At 69.3% G+C, this 15,504-nt stretch carries 13 protein-coding genes and 3 pseudogenes; 3 read left to right on the top strand and 13 right to left on the bottom strand.

Annotated features, from left to right (window positions below; all coding sequences use genetic code 11):
- Positions 1 to 190: 190 nt before the first annotated feature.
- Positions 191 to 364 (top strand): hypothetical protein, encoded by a 174-nt coding sequence (locus OG289_RS07020; protein WP_327313127.1) that lies wholly within the window; start codon positions 191 to 193, stop codon positions 362 to 364.
- Here the strand turns inward: OG289_RS07020 and OG289_RS07015 are convergent.
- Both OG289_RS07015 and OG289_RS07010 read right to left on the bottom strand, forming a co-directional pair.
- Positions 349 to 1,209: pseudogene (locus tag OG289_RS07015) on the bottom strand (RICIN domain-containing protein); the annotation flags it as partial. The gene OG289_RS07020 and the pseudogene OG289_RS07015 overlap by 16 nt on opposite strands.
- Positions 1,210 to 1,358: 149 nt before the next feature.
- On the bottom strand, positions 1,359 to 1,523 hold the full coding sequence (locus OG289_RS07010) for a hypothetical protein (protein WP_327313126.1): 165 nt from the start codon (positions 1,521 to 1,523) through the stop codon (positions 1,359 to 1,361).
- 406 nt (positions 1,524 to 1,929) lie between these two features.
- On the opposite strand from OG289_RS07010, the gene OG289_RS07005 reads away from it, so the two are divergent.
- Entirely contained in the window at positions 1,930 to 2,685 is a 756-nt protein-coding gene (locus tag OG289_RS07005; RefSeq protein ID WP_327313125.1) for a FadR/GntR family transcriptional regulator, read from the top strand.
- A gap of 218 nt (positions 2,686 to 2,903) precedes the next feature.
- Here OG289_RS07005 and OG289_RS07000 read toward each other — a convergent pair whose 3' ends face one another.
- The 4 genes and pseudogenes from OG289_RS07000 to OG289_RS06985 form a co-directional block, all read right to left on the bottom strand.
- Positions 2,904 to 3,578, bottom strand: a complete 675-nt coding sequence (locus OG289_RS07000) for an HAD family hydrolase (RefSeq protein ID WP_327313124.1) — start codon at positions 3,576 to 3,578, stop codon at positions 2,904 to 2,906.
- Positions 3,579 to 3,661: 83 nt separating this feature from the next.
- Positions 3,662 to 4,030 carry a LysE family translocator gene (locus tag OG289_RS06995; RefSeq protein ID WP_327313123.1) on the bottom strand — a complete coding sequence of 123 codons (369 nt, stop codon included), beginning with the start codon at positions 4,028 to 4,030 and terminating at the stop codon, positions 3,662 to 3,664.
- Between the two features lie 23 nt (positions 4,031 to 4,053).
- A pseudogene (locus OG289_RS06990) lies at positions 4,054 to 4,314 on the bottom strand (LysE family translocator); the annotation flags it as partial.
- 201 nt (positions 4,315 to 4,515) lie between these two features.
- Positions 4,516 to 8,046, bottom strand: coding sequence for a CHAT domain-containing protein (locus OG289_RS06985; RefSeq protein WP_327313122.1), 3,531 nt, complete (start codon positions 8,044 to 8,046; stop codon positions 4,516 to 4,518).
- A gap of 128 nt (positions 8,047 to 8,174) precedes the next feature.
- Here OG289_RS06985 and OG289_RS06980 point away from each other — a divergent pair, with 128 nt between their 5' ends.
- Positions 8,175 to 8,570 (top strand): hypothetical protein, encoded by a 396-nt coding sequence (locus OG289_RS06980; protein WP_327313121.1) that lies wholly within the window; start codon positions 8,175 to 8,177, stop codon positions 8,568 to 8,570.
- Positions 8,571 to 8,961: 391 nt separating this feature from the next.
- Here OG289_RS06980 and OG289_RS06975 read toward each other — a convergent pair whose 3' ends face one another.
- From OG289_RS06975 to OG289_RS06945, 7 genes and pseudogenes are all read right to left on the bottom strand, one after another.
- Positions 8,962 to 9,663, bottom strand: a complete 702-nt coding sequence (locus OG289_RS06975; protein ID WP_327313120.1) for a FadR/GntR family transcriptional regulator — start codon at positions 9,661 to 9,663, stop codon at positions 8,962 to 8,964.
- Positions 9,638 to 9,889, bottom strand: coding sequence for a hypothetical protein (locus OG289_RS06970; RefSeq protein WP_442818876.1), 252 nt, complete (start codon positions 9,887 to 9,889; stop codon positions 9,638 to 9,640). Before OG289_RS06970 ends, OG289_RS06975 begins: the two co-directional genes overlap by 26 nt.
- A gap of 181 nt (positions 9,890 to 10,070) precedes the next feature.
- Positions 10,071 to 10,303: pseudogene (locus OG289_RS06965) on the bottom strand (MFS transporter); the annotation flags it as partial.
- Positions 10,304 to 10,358: 55 nt separating this feature from the next.
- Positions 10,359 to 11,855, bottom strand: coding sequence for a CoA-acylating methylmalonate-semialdehyde dehydrogenase (locus OG289_RS06960; protein WP_327313119.1), 1,497 nt, complete (start codon positions 11,853 to 11,855; stop codon positions 10,359 to 10,361).
- A gap of 29 nt (positions 11,856 to 11,884) precedes the next feature.
- The gene (iolD, locus tag OG289_RS06955) at positions 11,885 to 13,762 is read right to left on the bottom strand and encodes a 3D-(3,5/4)-trihydroxycyclohexane-1,2-dione acylhydrolase (decyclizing) (RefSeq protein ID WP_327313118.1); all 1,878 of its coding nucleotides are present in this window, start codon (positions 13,760 to 13,762) and stop codon (positions 11,885 to 11,887) included.
- Positions 13,759 to 14,634 (bottom strand): 5-deoxy-glucuronate isomerase, encoded by an 876-nt coding sequence (gene iolB, locus OG289_RS06950; protein WP_327313117.1) that lies wholly within the window; start codon positions 14,632 to 14,634, stop codon positions 13,759 to 13,761. The genes iolD and iolB overlap by 4 nt, the downstream gene beginning before the upstream one ends.
- A complete protein-coding gene (locus tag OG289_RS06945; protein WP_327313116.1) occupies positions 14,631 to 15,503 on the bottom strand; it encodes a Cgl0159 family (beta/alpha)8-fold protein in 873 nt (290 codons plus the stop codon). The genes iolB and OG289_RS06945 overlap by 4 nt, the downstream gene beginning before the upstream one ends.
- Between the last annotated feature and the right edge of the window lies 1 nt (position 15,504).

Below are 15,504 nucleotides of genomic sequence, written 5' to 3'. Positions count from 1 at the left end.
GTCATGCGCTCGTCCGGCCCGCCGCTCGACCGCAGACAGTTCCTGGCCGCCGCGGCCCTCACGACAGAGGCCGTCGCCCTGCCCGGCGGTATCGGCCGCCAAGACGTGCGGCGCCACGCTCAGCGCCCTCCCGGCAGCGATCACCCAGGTCCCCGCAGTCCTCGTACTTGCTGAACGGCACGCCTGGCGGTTGTCGGCCTGGCTGGACCGACTGCTGCCCGACCTGGACGTCGAGGGCACGGGTCTGCGGAAGAGCGCGCCCGCCTCGGACCGCGGGGAAGCCGGCCCGGTCACGAAGTTGCGGATGACGTATCCGCTGCCGGACGACTCGAAGTACCAGAGCTGGTTGTTGCCGCCGTTGTAGGTCCACTGGTCGAGCGCCGCGCCCTTGGTGTGGGAGCCGTTGCGGAGTTCCAGGACCTTGCCGCTGTTGCGGTTGACGATCTTGTAGAGGTGGCCGCTGACCCGCACGATGTTCCACTGCTGGTTGGTGCCCGAGTTGGTCTGCCACTGGGTCACGTTGGCGTTGTCCGTGGTCGCAGCCTGGTGGACGTCGGCCAGCAGTCCGCTGTTGACGTTCTTGATGGTGTAGTACGTCGAGGGGTTGAAGGACGTGGTGGCCGGGTCCTTCAGCGAGACGCCGGCCTGCTGGACGCTGAAGTCGCCGATGCAGAAGTAGCCGCCGTCGGTCTTGGCGACCCGTACGTAGCGGAACTTCTGCCGTGCGTCGATCTTGCCGGTCAGCGTCGTGGTGTACGGGAGGACCGAGGCGCCCTGGCGCCCGAGGACCGTGTAGTCGGCGAAGGACGGGTCGTTGGAGCCGCGTACCTCGAAGTCGGCGCGGGTTTCGGGCTGGTCGATGTCCTGTCGGGTGGTCAGCGAGAACTGGCTCAGCGCGGATGGGCTGCCGAGGTCGACCTGCCACCACGCCGAGGTGTCGGTCCCGGCGGGCGACCAGCCACTCGCCGGATCGTTGTCGTTGGCCTTGCCCGCGACCCACTGCGTCGCGTAGACGGAAGAGGCGGTGGCCGTCCTGCCGTAGGTGAGATTCGTCTTCGCCAGCAGGCCCTGGTAGGCCGGCTGCAGGCCGGAGGCCTGCAGCACCGCGGTGCTGGTGGTCGTGTTGTTGGAGAGGGTGACGTTGGGGCCGTTGGCGTTCCGGTTGATGAAGTTGTCCGCGCGCGTCAGGACGTTGTCGGCGACCGACATGTTGCTCGAAACCTCGTCGAGATGGACGCCGGCCACGGCCGAGGAACACGCGGTGGGCGTGCGGACCATGTCGTGGATGTAGTTGTTGTTGATCACCGTGCCAGGGTCGTTGGAGAGGTGGTAGGTGGCTGCCGAGTCGCACAGCTGGTTCATTGCTGCTTCTGGTACAGCTTCGCGGCGGCCAGCCGGGTCGAGTCCACCCACACCGTGAACGCGCCGTCCTTCTGCGGTGCTTGGGCGAAACCGTCTTTCGTGGTCGTGCCGGTTCCGCTGCCGCCACAGGCTGATACGGCGGTCAGGATGCCGGTCGCCACACGGACTGCCAGCCGCGCCGACCGCCTCCTGGGCAACGGCCTCCCGCGATCGGTGAACGGCTTCCTTGTGGCCATGAGTAACTCCACTACGTCGTGGCGCCCTGAGTAGAGCGGCGGAGATCGGCGGACGAGGGGACGTCGACTTGCGGAAGAAATCAGGCGCCCTATCGTGAGCCTGATCAAGGGGATGTGCAGGCGCAATTTTCCAGAGTCGCGTAGCCTTGATGGTGGTTTTCCGGTGTTATGCCAGATTAATGAGTACCTGGGCAGGGATGGACGATGAGATTCCCTGGATGTCTTCCTGAAATGAGTACGGCTCATCCATGGGGCGGAGGTCTGTAACATGTCGAGTGACTGCGAAGCGGATCAGGTGTGCTTCAGCCACATCAGCAATGGAGGCCGGTAGATGAGTGACACAGAGGGGGCGATGACTGCAGGGGCGGAGAGGAACGGCGAGTACCGCCCCGGCTACGAACGTGTCGCGGAACAGATCCTCGAGTTCATCGCCGAGTCACGCCTGACCCCTGGTGACCGACTGCCCACCGAGACCGATTTGGCCGGCCGACTGGGCACCGGCAGGGCCGTGGTCCGCGAAGCCGTGAAGATCCTTTCCGCGCTCGGACGAGTACGGGCGCACAAAGGGCGAGGCCTCTTCGTCGCGGACGACGAGGGTATGTTGACCGCGAGCCGTTGGGGAGGCTTCTTCCGGCCCACCGATCTCGATCACATCTTCTCGCTGTTCGAGTTCCGCCGGGTCCAGGAGATGGCCGCCGGCAGCCTGGCGGCGACCCGGGCCACGCCCGCCGAACTGCGGGCCATCGAAGTCGCCGTGGAGACGTGCCGCCACGGCTTCGTCCACGGGCAGGTGGAGGTGTTCAACCAGGCGGACGACGACTTCCACGCCGGGGTCGCGGCGGCCTCGCACAACACCTTCCTCGTCGAGGCCGTACGTGACGCACGCCGGTTGCAGCGACAGTCCAGCGCGATCGGTATCCATGACGTGCTGAGTGACCACGCCGAGGCCGCGGTCGAGGAGCATGCGGCCATCTACGAGGCCATTCGGGACGGTCGGCCCGAAGCCGCCGCCCAGGCGACCGCCGTGCACCTGGACAAGACACTTGAGGACTACCGTCGTGCAATTCAACGGCGGCTGTTCGGATAGTCGGTTGGTTCAGGCCGCCGCGCCTCGGCCGCGGTCCCGGGTGTCTGGCCCCCCACACCTGGTTTCCCGACGGGGCTGACGCTCAGGGGTGCAAAGCGGTGTCCGACGGGTCGTGTGAGTGGGGCGTGCCCCTGGCGTCGGCCCGCCGGAACGGCGCGGCGTGGGCGGGTTCGTCAACCTGCCGAGGCGGCCTGCCCGGGTGCGCGAAGATGAGTGGATCAGCGGAGCGTGCTGTCTCGCAGTTCTCCGGCCCAGTCCAGCAATTCGGGTTCGGCCAGGCTGGTCCCCAGCCAGTCGTGGTCCAGGTCGGCTCCGGGAAGTGACGGCACCACTGCGACGTGGAGCCCGGCAGCACGCGCCGAGGCGACGCCCGTGGCCGAGTCCTCGAAGGCGACGGAGCGTTTGGGAGTCGTGCCGAGCGCCTCGCATGCCGTGAGGTAGAGCTCTGGTGCGGGCTTGGGGGAGCGCACTTCGTCGGCGGCGAACGAGTAGGTGAAGTAGTCGGCGAGACCGGCCGAACGCAGTGCCGCGTCCAGCAGTTCCCGGGGACTGTTGCTGGCTACGGCGATGGGTACGGCCGCTCGGCAGGCGCGCACCAGTTCCGCCGCCCCGGGGAGGGCTGCGGCGCCTCGGGAAAGCTCCGTGCGGACTCTTTCGAGGAGTTCGGCGGCGAGTTCGGCACCGGTGCGGGGGCGCCCGAAGTACTGGGCCATGGCCTCTCCAGCGGCCTCCACGGTGCGGCCGATGACCAGCGCCTTCTGTTCGGGACCGAAGAGATGACCGTGTGCCGCGAAGATGGCCGATTCCGCAACGGTCCAGCAGGCTTCGGTGTCGACCAGCAGGCCGTCGCAGTCGAAGACCACGGCCTCGGTGCTGGTGGGGAGCGAGCGCATACAGATGTCCTTTCGATTTGGATGATGCGCGGATCGCGCGTTCGGCGGCTGTCTGCGGCCTTGCGGCTGCGTCGACTGGCGCCTCACTGTCCGAGCGCGAGCCGGATGCCGAAAGCGCCAATGACCATGCCGGTGATGCGGTCGAGGTAGCGGCGGGCCGAGGACCGATGCGGTCGGTCTCTCGGAGCGCGTGCGAAGGCGATCAGCGCGCAAGCCCAGGTGACAGCCAGGGGGATATGCACGTCGGCCAGGAGCACGCCCGCACCGGGGTGCGAGGCGCCAGCGGTGATGAGGTGCGGGACAACCGCAACACAGAAGGCGCCCATCCTCGGATTGAGGAGATTGGCCACGATCCCTTGCCGCCAGCCGCCGAGCAGGGTGTCGCCGGCGCCTGTCCTGGCCTTGGTCTCGGCCCCGCCGTCTGCGGGCTCTCGCTCGATGAGTGGCTCCAAGTGGCCCACAACAGCCTGCCGCCCATCCACACCAGGTACGCGGCTGCGACCCAACGAAGAGTCCGGTATGCGACGTGAGACGTGGTCAGCGGCGCGGTCGCGCCGAGGGAGGCGAGCGTGCCCCAAGCCGGCGTGCCGCGCTGGATGCCGAGGACCACGCCCCAGGCACGACGGCGGTGCCCGAGTGCCGCGGTGCGCAGGATGAGTGCGGTGTCCGGGCCGGGAGTGAGCGCGAGAAGTCCCACTATCAGGGTGAAAGTCCCGATAGCATCTAAGGTGATCATGAGCGATCACCCTAGGTCGAGACCCATGGAACGTCTACATTCCTGCCCGAAATCGGGCAGGGAACGGCGCTCGGTGGAGTCCGCGCTCACCATGGACCAGTCGATGCGGCCCTCCGCGTCCGCATCAGCCTGGACGGCTCACAGAATCCTGTGCCGCGGGTCGCCGAGGCGATCGAGGCGTTCCACCGGTAGCCCGGCAGCTCAGTTGCCGACGTGCACGTGCGCGGCCCACCGCGTCGGCACGGCCGGGTAAGCGTCCCTCATGCGGCGCGACGTCTCGGTGAGCGTGGCGGCCGCCTGAGCGGTGTCGGCGGGCCGGGTGCCGTGCGCGGTGAGCGCCGCGTACACCGCCACGGCGGTCTCGGTGCTGTCTGCGGTGTGCCACTGCGTGCCGATGACGCCGCGGAAGCCGGCGAGGTGGAACGCCGATGCCAGGCTCAGCGGCTCGTCCAACAGCGCCGGGTCGGGACTGGCGGTGTCGCACGCAGACAGGAACGCGAGCTGCGCTTGCGTGGTGCGCAAGTCTCGCACGAAGGACGGCACGAACATCCCATCGCTGAGCATCAGCCCGCCGAGGTCGGGGTGCCCGGCGGAGCTGACCGCACGGCCGTGGCAGGCGAAGTGGGCGATCGCATGGCTTTGCAGACCTTCCTTGATGGCGTCCGCAGAGGCGGCGGAGTCGATGAGCACAGTGGAGCCGGGCAACAGCGCGGCCACCGCCTCGGCCTCGTCGCGGGCGCTCAGCAGCTTGGGCACGCCTTTACGCTCGCCCACGCCGACGGCGAGCGCGGTGGGTCGGGCGTGGCGCGGCGGGGGCATGGTGACGGTGTCGGCAAGCGCGGTGAGCGACGGCGTGTACGAAGAGACAACGCGGTCGAACACGGTTTGCCCGGCACCATCGCGGTGCCTGCCTGCTGCGTGCAGCGGCAGCCCTGCCGCGACACCGATCGGGCACCACCACAGCCGCGAGTCCGCGACCTTGTCCAATACCGGCCCGGCCGTGGTGTCCCACAACCACTCCAGCACCGCGTGCACGTCCAGCTGGGCCTGCACACGCCGGTCGAACGGGCACGCAGGGGACTTCACGTCAGCGAGCGCCGCCCGCAACTTCCTGACCTGGGCGCGGGCCGTGAGCTCGGTCATCTGCCGCAGCGGCACGGCCTCGACGGGCTGCAAGTAGTCGCCGGGAACGACGACCGCGGTGCCCGCCGCGCTGACGATCACCGCGGTGTGCCCGATCAGGCGCTCGCGCAGCATCTCAAGGTTCGGCGGCATCAGCAGGTTCTCAAACCCTCGCACCGCCCGCGCGGTCTGGAGCAGCCTGTCCCGTCGCGCGGCGAGCCGCCTGATCCGTTCCACGGCCTGCGGTCGCGGATCCCAGTCCCTGGTGGAGGTCCGGCCGTCGTACTCCACCTCGATGTTGAACGTCACGTCGGAATAGGAGTCGGCGTTGGCGAGATCCTTCTCCACCTGGCTGAGCTCCTCGGCGAGCTCCGGCCGGATCTCGAGCAGCTTCGCCCAGCCGCGGCGAATTCCCCACGCATCACCGAACAGCACGGCCCGGCACTGCTCGAGCAGTTCCAGCGCCCGGTCCAGCTCGCCCGACCGCACCCCGGCATCCACCACCTGGTCGGCGAGCCCGTCCATCTGCCGCACGGCCCGCAGCCGCTGGGTTCGCGGCAGCGCCCGACTGACCGTCGCGGGAATGGCGGCGATCACGCGTTCCTGCGCGTTCAGCACCGTCGCCGGGTCCGCCTCGGCGAGCATCGCGGCCTGCCCCCGCTCGCACAACATCCGATGCTGCGCGGTGGCGGCCGGGTGCGCGCTGACCGCCCGGTAGTGGGTGATCGCCTGTTGGCGCAGCTCGTCGGCGCGCGGCCCGCCGAACGTCGCAAGCGCACGGGCCGAGCGCGCGAGTGCGAACGCTCGCAACGGCCACCAGTGGTGGTCCCGCGGCGTCTCACGAACGGCTTTCTCGGCGATGCCGAGCGAGTCGTCCAGTGCGTCGAGGTCGCCGCACTGGACGTACCGGTGGTAGAGCAGGTCGGCGATCGTACTTTCGATGCGCGGGTTGTCGGGGTGGTCGGGAGCCAGAAGTGCGAGCGCGGCGCGGTAGGCGCGTTCGGCCTCGCGGAACGGCTCGGCGTCCGTCACGCCGGTGGTGACCGCCTGGGACTGCACGGCGGCGGCGTAGTTGTAGAGCATCCCGATACGGCGCACGTCGTCCACCGGGATGGAGGCCACCGCCTGGGCGCCCGCCTCGACGGCCTGGGCGAACAGGCTGGGGTCTCCGGACTCGGCCACCTTCCGCGCCGCAGTGGACAATGTCGACCAGCGAAACGGGAGGTTCTCGTCGCCGGGTGCGGTCAGAGCGATGGCCTCCTCCGCGACGGTGATGGCCTCCTGGCCGGCCGCCGGGTTGGCGCCGAGTTCGAACTGTTCGACCAGCGTGGACGCCAGGATGGCGAGCCGCAGTGCTTGCTGACTTTCGTCGCGGGCAGGCATTTCCAGCAGGTAGCGGGCCGCGGCGACCGCGACAGTCGCGTCATCGGGGGAGCCGGTCTGGACGGACATGGTTTTCGCGGCGTGGGCGAGCGCCTCCAACAGCTCGGCTCTGCGTGCGTCGTCGGGTGAGGTGGTGAGCATCGCTTCGGAGACCGTGTCGTAGGCGAGCCCGATCGCCGCGGTGTCCCCGCCGAGCTCCCAGAGGTCGTTGTGCCGGTGATAGAGGTCCAGCAGCGCGTCCAGCCTGCCCTCGTGGTCGAGCGGCAGCCCGATGGCGAGCAACCACACCTGGTCTCGCCGTTCCACCAGTACGCCGGGCCCGATGTTTTGCCTCAGCAGGGCTTTGACCTTGTCGCGCTGCGCCTGCAGAACGCGGGGCTTGCGGTGGCAGGTCCGCAGGAACCGCGCCACGTCCGGCCCGATGCGGCTGCTGACCTCATGTTCGAGCTGGGCGAGCGCGGACAGGGTCACCGTGTTGCCGAAATCCCGCTCCAGCGCGTCGGCGAGGTCGCGGCAGGTGACGAACGCGCCTGCCAGATAGATCGGCGCGGCGCCGTTCGCGTAGAGGTCCGACTCGTACTGCGCGAGCTCGACCACGATGTCGCGCCACACCGGGCGTTCGCGCAGTGCCAGCTGGGCGGCGGCCCGGTAGTCGGCGAGCACCTGACCTCGCCGCCTGCCCGCGTTCGCCCGAGCGCGGGCGCGATCGACCAGCCGGCGGGCGCGTTGCGGGTCGGCGTGGGGCGTGCGGGCCAGCACCCAGTCCAGCGCGTTGAGGACCTTCTCGGCGTAGTCGTTCGTGCCGTCGTACTCGTCGAGCATGAGCAGCAAGGCGCACTGGTCGACGGTGAGCGCGGCCTTCATCCGCTCGTCGTCCACCGCGTTCATCAACGCGGTGTAGGCATTCGCGAAGTCGACGAGCGACCCGGGGTCCTGGTGTTCATGGAAATCCGCTAGTGCCTCCACCAGCTCCCGGTACTGCTCCGCGGCGGTGACGGCGGCGACCGCGGGATCAGCGTCCTCGCCCACGATGGACGCCCAGAACTCCCGCTCGATCAAGCCGTCGAACCCGCTCTGCGCGCGGTACCGGTGCCAGTGCGCCTGCGCGAGGTGTGGCAGCAGGTGCCGCGGGCACTGCGACGGCGGTGGGAGGGCGGCGGCCAGCAGTGCGCCGACGTCACCGGAGTACTCGAAGTTCTCGACCACTAAGCGGACGTCGTTGTACACGCGCGGCCCCCTCATCCGTCCTTCCACGGTAGCGTGTCCGGGATCGTGGAGAAGGGGGTTCGGGCATCGGGATGGCACCAACGACTGGTGCGCGTGTCGGAGCCCTCTGCGAGCAGGCAGGAGAGGCGTTGGCGGAACGCGCGGCGCGGTACGGCGTGGCGGAGGTGCTGGCCAGGGTCGTCGCGGCAGCTTCCAGGGGCGAAGTGCCCGAAGCCGTCCAGGAGCGGTGTGCCGCAACCGCCCGCACGCCAGTGTGGGGTCTGGCCCATCTGGTCGTCGGCGCGTACTGGTGGCCTGCGCCCGTGCCGGGACATTGGCTGTTGTCGGTATCGCGGCGGCGCATCCACCGCTCGGTTGGTGTGTACGCGGACCTCGTAGAGTCCTCGGTCGACATGTACAGCCGTGACGTCGCCAATCAACTCGGGTTCGAGCTGACGGGTCGGCTGACCCCGGAGATCGGCGCGCAGATGGCCGAGGCGTTCCAGAAACACCGACCGCAACCAGCAAACCCAACCCACCAATGAATCTCGATCGAAAAGGTGTTGGGCGAGGCCGAGCGGCTGCGTGAGCAGATCGCTGGTCTGTAGTACTGGCACTGATGAGCCAGAAGTCGGCACGTCGAGCTACATCCCGAACCTCTGCGAATCACCCCAGCGGGGCACCCTCAGAAGATCTGCACCCTTCCTCATTTGATAAGTCGCCCCGCTCACGCCGACAGAAACGATCGGGATGCTCAGCAATCACGCGACCCGTCGGGCAGGCCCTCCAGTGGCAAGTACACCGTGCGCAAGGGCGAGTCGATCCTGGTGTTCATCCCGCAGCTGCACCACGACCCCGACTGGGGCGAGTACTGGTAGTGGCCTGCTCTCGTCCGGGTCGCCGGCAGGCTCAGACGTTTCCGGTCGTTGGGCCCGGTCACCGAGTGACTTCCGTGGACTTCAGGTGCTGGCGCAGCCACTGTTCAGTGCTGCTCACATGCAGCAACGCGGCGGCATGGCTGAGCGTGGCGTCGCGAGTGGCGAGCGCCGAGAAGATCGCTTCGTGCTCGGCGAGAGTCCGGCCCGCGGCGTGGGTGTCGACCAGGCCGCGCCAGATACGGGCGCGCAGCGTGCGGCCGGAAATGCCCTCCAGCAGGGTAAGCAGCGTCTCGTTCCCCGTGGCGGAGACGACGGCACGGTGGAAGGCGGCATCGTGGGCATTGAGGCGCTCGACGTCCTCGCGTGCATCGCGCATGGCGTCCAGATGCCGTTTCACCTCGGCCAGCTGCGCGTCGGAGATCCGGGTGGCGGCGAGCGCGGTGGCGACCGGTTCGAGGAGCCGCCGTACCTCCATGAGGTCCTGCAGGGCGGCCGAGTCGCCCTGGAGCAGCTCCACTGCTCCGCCCAGCCCCTCCAGGAGCAGGCTCGGCTGCAGACTGGTCACGTACGTGCCGTCGCCTCGTCGCACCTCCAGGACGCGCGCGACGGCCAGTGCCTTGACCGCCTCACGGGCCAGGTTGCGGGACAGACCCAGCTGGGCCGCCAGGTCCTGCTCGGGCGGCAGCTTCGAGCCGGGGGGCAGCGCACCCGTGCGGATCAGCTCGCGGATCTGCTCAATCGCCCTGTCCGTCAGGGACACCGCGAACTCCTTCCATGGCCGATCTGCGTCGACGCGTCCGACCTGATGAGTCCTTGGGCGCGACGATCGTCCCAGAGACGTTCGGGATGTGCCGACGGTGGAGTTCCACGTTCCGCGCCACCTGTTCCGGACTCCGTACACCCAGGGTGACGTTGATGATAGCCGGATGGGCCAGCGGGAAGGCGATCACGTCGGCGGCGGTCTCGCGCAGGAAGCGGGCGATCATGTCCGCCGAGCTCCACGTGCAGCGGTGTGGGGCGCGGAAGACGCCGATCCAGTCGCCGGGGTCGAGGACACCGCGCAGCCGGCCTTCGGCCCGAAGAGGGCCGACGCACGTCGTGAGGTGCCGTTGGTGGCTACGGGGCACCGTCCCGCGCGGCGGTGGTCCGAAGGACGAAGTCACGGACCGCGCCCGCGAACAGCTCGAGCTCCTCGATGCCTTCGGTGAAGGGGGTCAGGCCGAGGTCGTCGGTCATGTAGGGGGGGCGCCGTTGATGACGCCGGTGTCGTAGCCGAAGAGGAGTCCGCCGAAGGTGGCGGTGACGGTGATGAGCCGCAGCCGGCGGGAGAGCGTGGGGGGTGTGTCGTCGGGCGCGGGAGCGGTGGTGTGGGTCCGGGCGGCGTTGTCCGTGAGGTCCATGCCGTCTCCTACCGGTCGTGGTGGGGAGCGGCGGGTGGCCGTGAGGCCTGGGGTGTCAGTTGGAGGTGGGGAAGTTGAAGCCGGCGGCGAGTTGCTGGGTGGGTTGGGGCCAGCGGGTGGTGACGACCTTGGGGCGGGTGTAGAAGCGGATGCCTTCGGGGCCGTGGATGGGGGAGTCGCCGATGAGGGAGTCCTTCCAGCCGCCGAAGGAGTAGTAGGACATCGGGACGGGCACGGGGACGTTGATGCCGATCATGCCGACCTTGATGTTGCGCTGGAAGCGGCGGGCGGCTTCGCCGGAGGCGGTGAACAGGGCGGTGCCGTTGCCGTAGGGGTTGGCGTTGATGAGGTCGATGGCCTCGTCGAGGGTGTCGGCGCGGACGATGGCGAGGACGGGGCCGAACAGTTCTTCCTTGTAGGCGTCCATTTCGGTGGTGACGTGGTCGAGGAGGGTGGGGCCGGTGAAGAAGCCGTCTTCGTGGCCGTCGACCTTGAGACCGCGGCCGTCGACGACGACGGTGGCGCCTTGGGCGTGGGCGGTGCCGACGGCGTTCTCGACGCGTTCCTGGGCGGCCTTGGTGATGAGCGGGCCCATTTCGGTGCCGGGCTGGTCGCCGGGGCCGACCTTGACCTCGCGGGCCTTGCGCTGAAGTACCTCGACCAGGGCGTCGGCGGCTTCGCCGACTGCGACGGCCACCGACACGGCCATGCAGCGCTCTCCCGCCGAGCCGTAGGCGCCGGCGGTGATGTGGTTGGCGGCGAAGTCGAGGTCGGCGTCGGGCAGGACGACGGCGTGGTTCTTGGCGCCGCCGAGGGCCTGGACGCGCTTGCCGTGGGCGGTGGCCGTCTGGTGGACGTATTTGGCGATGGGTGTGGAGCCGACGAAGGAGACGGCTTCGATGCCGGGGCGGGTGAGGATCGCGTCGACCGCGTCCTTGCCGCCGTGGACGACGTTGAAGACGCCGTCGGGCAGGCCGGCCTTCTGGTACAGCTCGGCGACGAAGTTGGCCGCCGACGGGTCGCGTTCGCTGGGCTTGAGGATGAAGGTGTTGCCGGTGGCGATGGCGATCGGGTGCATCCACAGGGGCACCATGGCGGGGAAGTTGAAGGGTGTGATGCCGGCGACGACGCCGAGGGGCTGGCGGAAGTTGTGCACGTCGACGCCGCGGGATACCTGGTCGGAGAAGGACCCCTTGAGCACGTCGCCGAGGCCGCAGGCGAACTCCACGACTTCCCGGCCGCGGGTGATTTCGCCGCGGGCGTCGTCGACGGTCTTGCCGTGCTCGGCGGAGATGATCCGGCCGAGCTCCTCCTCGTGCTCGACGAGGAGCTGACGGAAGGCAAACATCACCTGCGTGCGCTGGGTGAGCGAGGACTGCGACCAGGTTTCGAAGGCCGTCGCGGCGGCGGTGACGGCGGCGTCCACCTCGGCCGCGCCGGCGAGGGCGACCCGGGCCTGCTCCTGACCGGTGGCCGGGTTGAACACCGGCGCGGTTTGCCTACTTGTGCCGGTGGCGGGGGAGCCGTTGATCCAGTGCTGGATGGTCTTCACGGTGCGGGTTTCCTTTGTGGGGAGGGGACTTACAGGTAGTGCCGCTGGGCGTGCTTGTGGGTGGCGTAGGTGTTGTGGGCCGCTTGGGTGGTGTCCAGGGCGGAGGTCTGGCTGACGGGGACGTCCCACCAGCCGTGGCCGGGCGGGTTGGGCCCGTAGAGGTCGGTTTCGACGTGCACGACGGTGGTGCGGGTGGCGGCCTTGGCCTTCTCCATCGCGGTACGGAACTGATCGACGGTGGTGGCGTGAAGGACGTCCGCGCCGAGGCTGGAGGCGTTGGCGGCGAGGTCGACGGGGAGGACGTCGCCGTCGAGCTGGCCTGAATCGCCGTTGCGGTAGCGGTACTTGGTGCCGAAGCGCTGCGAGCCGAGGGACTCGGAGAGGGCGCCGATGGAGGCGAAGCCGTGGTTCTGGACGAGGACGATGATGACCTTGAGGCCTTCGGAGACCATGGTCACGATTTCCTGAGCCATCATCAGATACGAGCCGTCGCCGACGAGGACGACGACCTCGCGCGAGGGGTCGGCCATCTTCGTACCGACGCCGGCGGCGACCTCGTAGCCCATGCAGGAGTAGGCGTATTCGACGTGGTAGGCCTTGGGATCGCGGGCACGCCACAGCTGTTGCAGGTCGCCGGGCATGGAGCCGGCCGCGTTGATGACGACGGCGCGGTCGTCGAGGACGTCGTTGAGCGCGCCGAGGATCTCCGTCTGGGCGGGGAGCGGGCTGTGGCCCAGGTTGAAGCAGCGTTCCTCGATCTCCCGTGTCCGGGTGATGAGTTCACGGGTCCTCGACCGGTAATCCGCCGGGACTTCCCAGTCCTTCAGTGCGCCGGCGAGTGCCTGGATGGCGAGCCGGGCGTCCGCGACCAGGGGTTCGGCGGAGTGTTTGACGGCGTCCAGGCGGGCCACGTTGAGGTTGACGAACGTGACGTCGGGGTTGCCGAAGACGGTGTGGCTGGCGGTGGTGAAGTCGGAGTACCGCGTCCCGATGCCGAGGACGACGTCCGCCTCGCGGGCCAGTTCGTTCGCCGCGTAGGAGCCGGTGGAGCCGATGCCGCCGACCGCGCACGGGTGGTCCCAGGGCACCGCGCCTTTGCCGGCGTGGGTGTCGGCGACCGGGATGCCGGTGCCCTCGGCGAAGGCCCGCAGCGCGGTCTCGGCACCGGAGTACACGGCCCCGCCGCCCGCCACTATCAGCGGTTTCTTGGCGTTCCGCAGCAGCCGTGCCGCGCGCTCGACGGCGGCGGGCTCGGGCACGGGCCGGCCGACGTGCCATACCCGGTGCCGGAAGAATGTGACCGGCCAGTCGTAGGCCTCGGCCTGCACGTCCTGTGGCAGGGCGAGGGTGACGGCGCCGGTCTCGACCGGGTCGGTGAGCACCCGCATCGCCGCGAGGGCCGCCGGGATGAGCTGTTCGGGACGGGAGATGCGGTCGAAGTACTTCGACACGGCGCGGAAGGTGTCGTTGACGGTGACGTCTCCGCCCCGGGTGTCCTCCAGCTGCTGCAGGACCGGGTCGGCGGCGCGGGTGGCGAACATGTCGGACGGCAGGAGCAGGACGGGGAGGCGGTTGGTGGTGGCCAGCGCGGCGCCGGTGATCATGTTGGTGGAGCCGGGGCCGGTGGAGGCGGTGCAGGCGAAGGCGGCCAGCCGGTCGCGCATCTTGGCGTAGGCGACCGAGGCGTGGACCATGCCCTGCTCGTTGCGCGCCAAGTAGTAGGGGAGATCGGCTTCGCCGGTGGTGGCGGCCTGGAGCAGGGCCTGCCCGATCCCGGCGACGTTGCCGTGCCCGAAGATGCCCCACATGCCGGGGATGAGGCGCTGTTCCTGGCCGTCGCGCTCGCTGTACTGGTTCGCCAGGAAGCGCACGAGGGCCTGGGCGGTGGTGAGTCGGACGGTGTTCATTGCTCGTTGGGTCCTTCGAAGGGAAGCCGGTCGTCGATGTCCTGGGACGCCCACGTCGTGCGCACCCAGCCGTGGGCGGGGTCGTCGCAGATCAGCCAGGTGCGTTCCTGACCCGGGCCGGCCATGACGTTGAGGTAGTAGAGGTCGTAGCCGGGCGCGGCGACCGAGGGCCCGTGCCAGCCGTGCGGGATCAGGACGGTGTCGCCGGAGCGGACCTCGGCGAGCACGTCGATCGGCCGGTCCTGGGTGCCGTAGACCCGCTGGTAGCCGAAGCCGTTCCCGTCCCCGGCGACCTGGAAGTAGTAGATCTCCTCCAGCTCCGACTCTTCGCCGGGCCGGGCCTCGTCGTGCTTGTGCGGCGGGTACGAGGACCAGTTGCCGCCCGGCGTGAGGACCTCGCACACCAGCAGCTGCTCGGCCTCGAACGTGCCCGGCAGGCAGTAGTTGTTGACCTGCCGCGAACACGCGCCCGCGCCCCGCAGCTCCACCGGCACGTCCTCCTTGCGCCCGTACCGAGCGGAGAGTGAGCTCCGCTCGGTACGGGCGGAGGGCAGCGCGAACAGACCTCCCTGCGCGCTGCTGATCAGGGCCTCCGACCCGCTGGGGAGGTAGGCGAAGTCGGTGACCGAGGCGAACACGCCTGTCCGCCCGGCGAGTTCGAAGCTCTGCCCGGTGACGGTGACAGTGCAACCGCCCTCCAGGGGAAGAACCAGCAACTCCGAATCCCCCGTGGGCAGGGAGTGCGCCTCACCCGGCTTCAGGGTGAGGATCCTGAGGCCGGAGTATCCCCAGCCCGCCGACTCGGGCGTGACCAGGACGTCGTAGGGGCCGTCGGCGGACGTCCCGTGCGGGAAGTGGTACTTGCTGCTCACAGCAGACTCACCGCTTTGTCCACCGCACCGGCCACATCGCCGTTGCCGGGGTAGAGAAGGGAGCGGCCGATGACCAGGCCCTGCGCGGTCGGCTGCTTGAGCGCCTTGCCCCAGGACGCGAACGCCGCCTCCGCGTCCTTGACCTCGCCGCCCAGCAGCAGCGCGGGCAGGGTCGAGGAGGCCAGGACGCGTTCCATGTCGTCGACGACCGGCAGCTTCAGCCAGGTGTAGGCGGTACGCCGGCCCAGTCCCGACGCGATCGTCACCGACTTGACGACGGCGTGGGTGGAAAGGTCGTTGCGTAGCTTTCCGTCGCGCCAGACCGAGATGAACGGCTCGATCATGGCGACAAGTTGACGGTCATTGAGCTCGTTGACCGCCCGTGCCGTCTCGATCAGGACGGACGGGGTGGCCGGGTCCTCCAGGGCGATACGTGTGAGCATCTTGCCGCCGTCGAAGCCCATCCCGGCGATGGTCTCGGCGTCGTAGCCGGTGAAGCGGTCGTCGATCTCGAAGACCGAACCCGCCAGCCCGGCCCGGTTCATCGAACCGAAGACGCTCTTGCCGTCGAGGACGCCGAGGAGCAGCAGGTCCTCCAGGATGTCGGCGGTGGCCAGCACGCCCGTCACTCCGGGCCGCTCCAGCGCGGTGCACAGGCGGTCCAGCAGCTCGGAGCGGTCGGCCATCGCGGTGGGGTCGCCGCCGACGCCGTTGGCGCCGCGCGCGGGATGGTCCGCCGCGACGATCATTGCCTTGCCGTGCTCGCCCAGCAGCGAGGCGGCCTTCACCCGGCGCGCGGCTGCTGCCGCGATGGCGCCGGGGTCGTTCACCCGGGCGGCCACGATCCGGCTCACGTTCTCGGACAGCACG

It is taken from the genome of Streptomyces sp. NBC_01235 (assembly GCF_035989285.1).
Lineage (GTDB): Bacteria > Actinomycetota > Actinomycetes > Streptomycetales > Streptomycetaceae > Streptomyces.
Note: the sequence above shows the minus strand (reverse complement) of the source record. Positions and strands in the feature narration are given on the sequence as shown.

Bases quoted from the DNA above. Each gene is read 5' to 3' on its own strand.
- OG289_RS07005 (WP_327313125.1), top strand. From the start codon at position 1,930: ATGAGTGACACAGAGGGGGCGATGACTGCAGGGGCGGAGAGGAACGGC.
- OG289_RS07000 (WP_327313124.1), bottom strand. From the start codon at position 3,578: ATGCGCTCGCTCCCCACCAGCACCGAGGCCGTGGTCTTCGACTGCGAC.
- OG289_RS06970 (WP_442818876.1), bottom strand. From the start codon at position 9,889: ATGATCGCCCGCTTCCTGCGCGAGACCGCCGCCGACGTGATCGCCTTC.
- iolD (WP_327313118.1), bottom strand. From the start codon at position 13,762: ATGAACACCGTCCGACTCACCACCGCCCAGGCCCTCGTGCGCTTCCTG.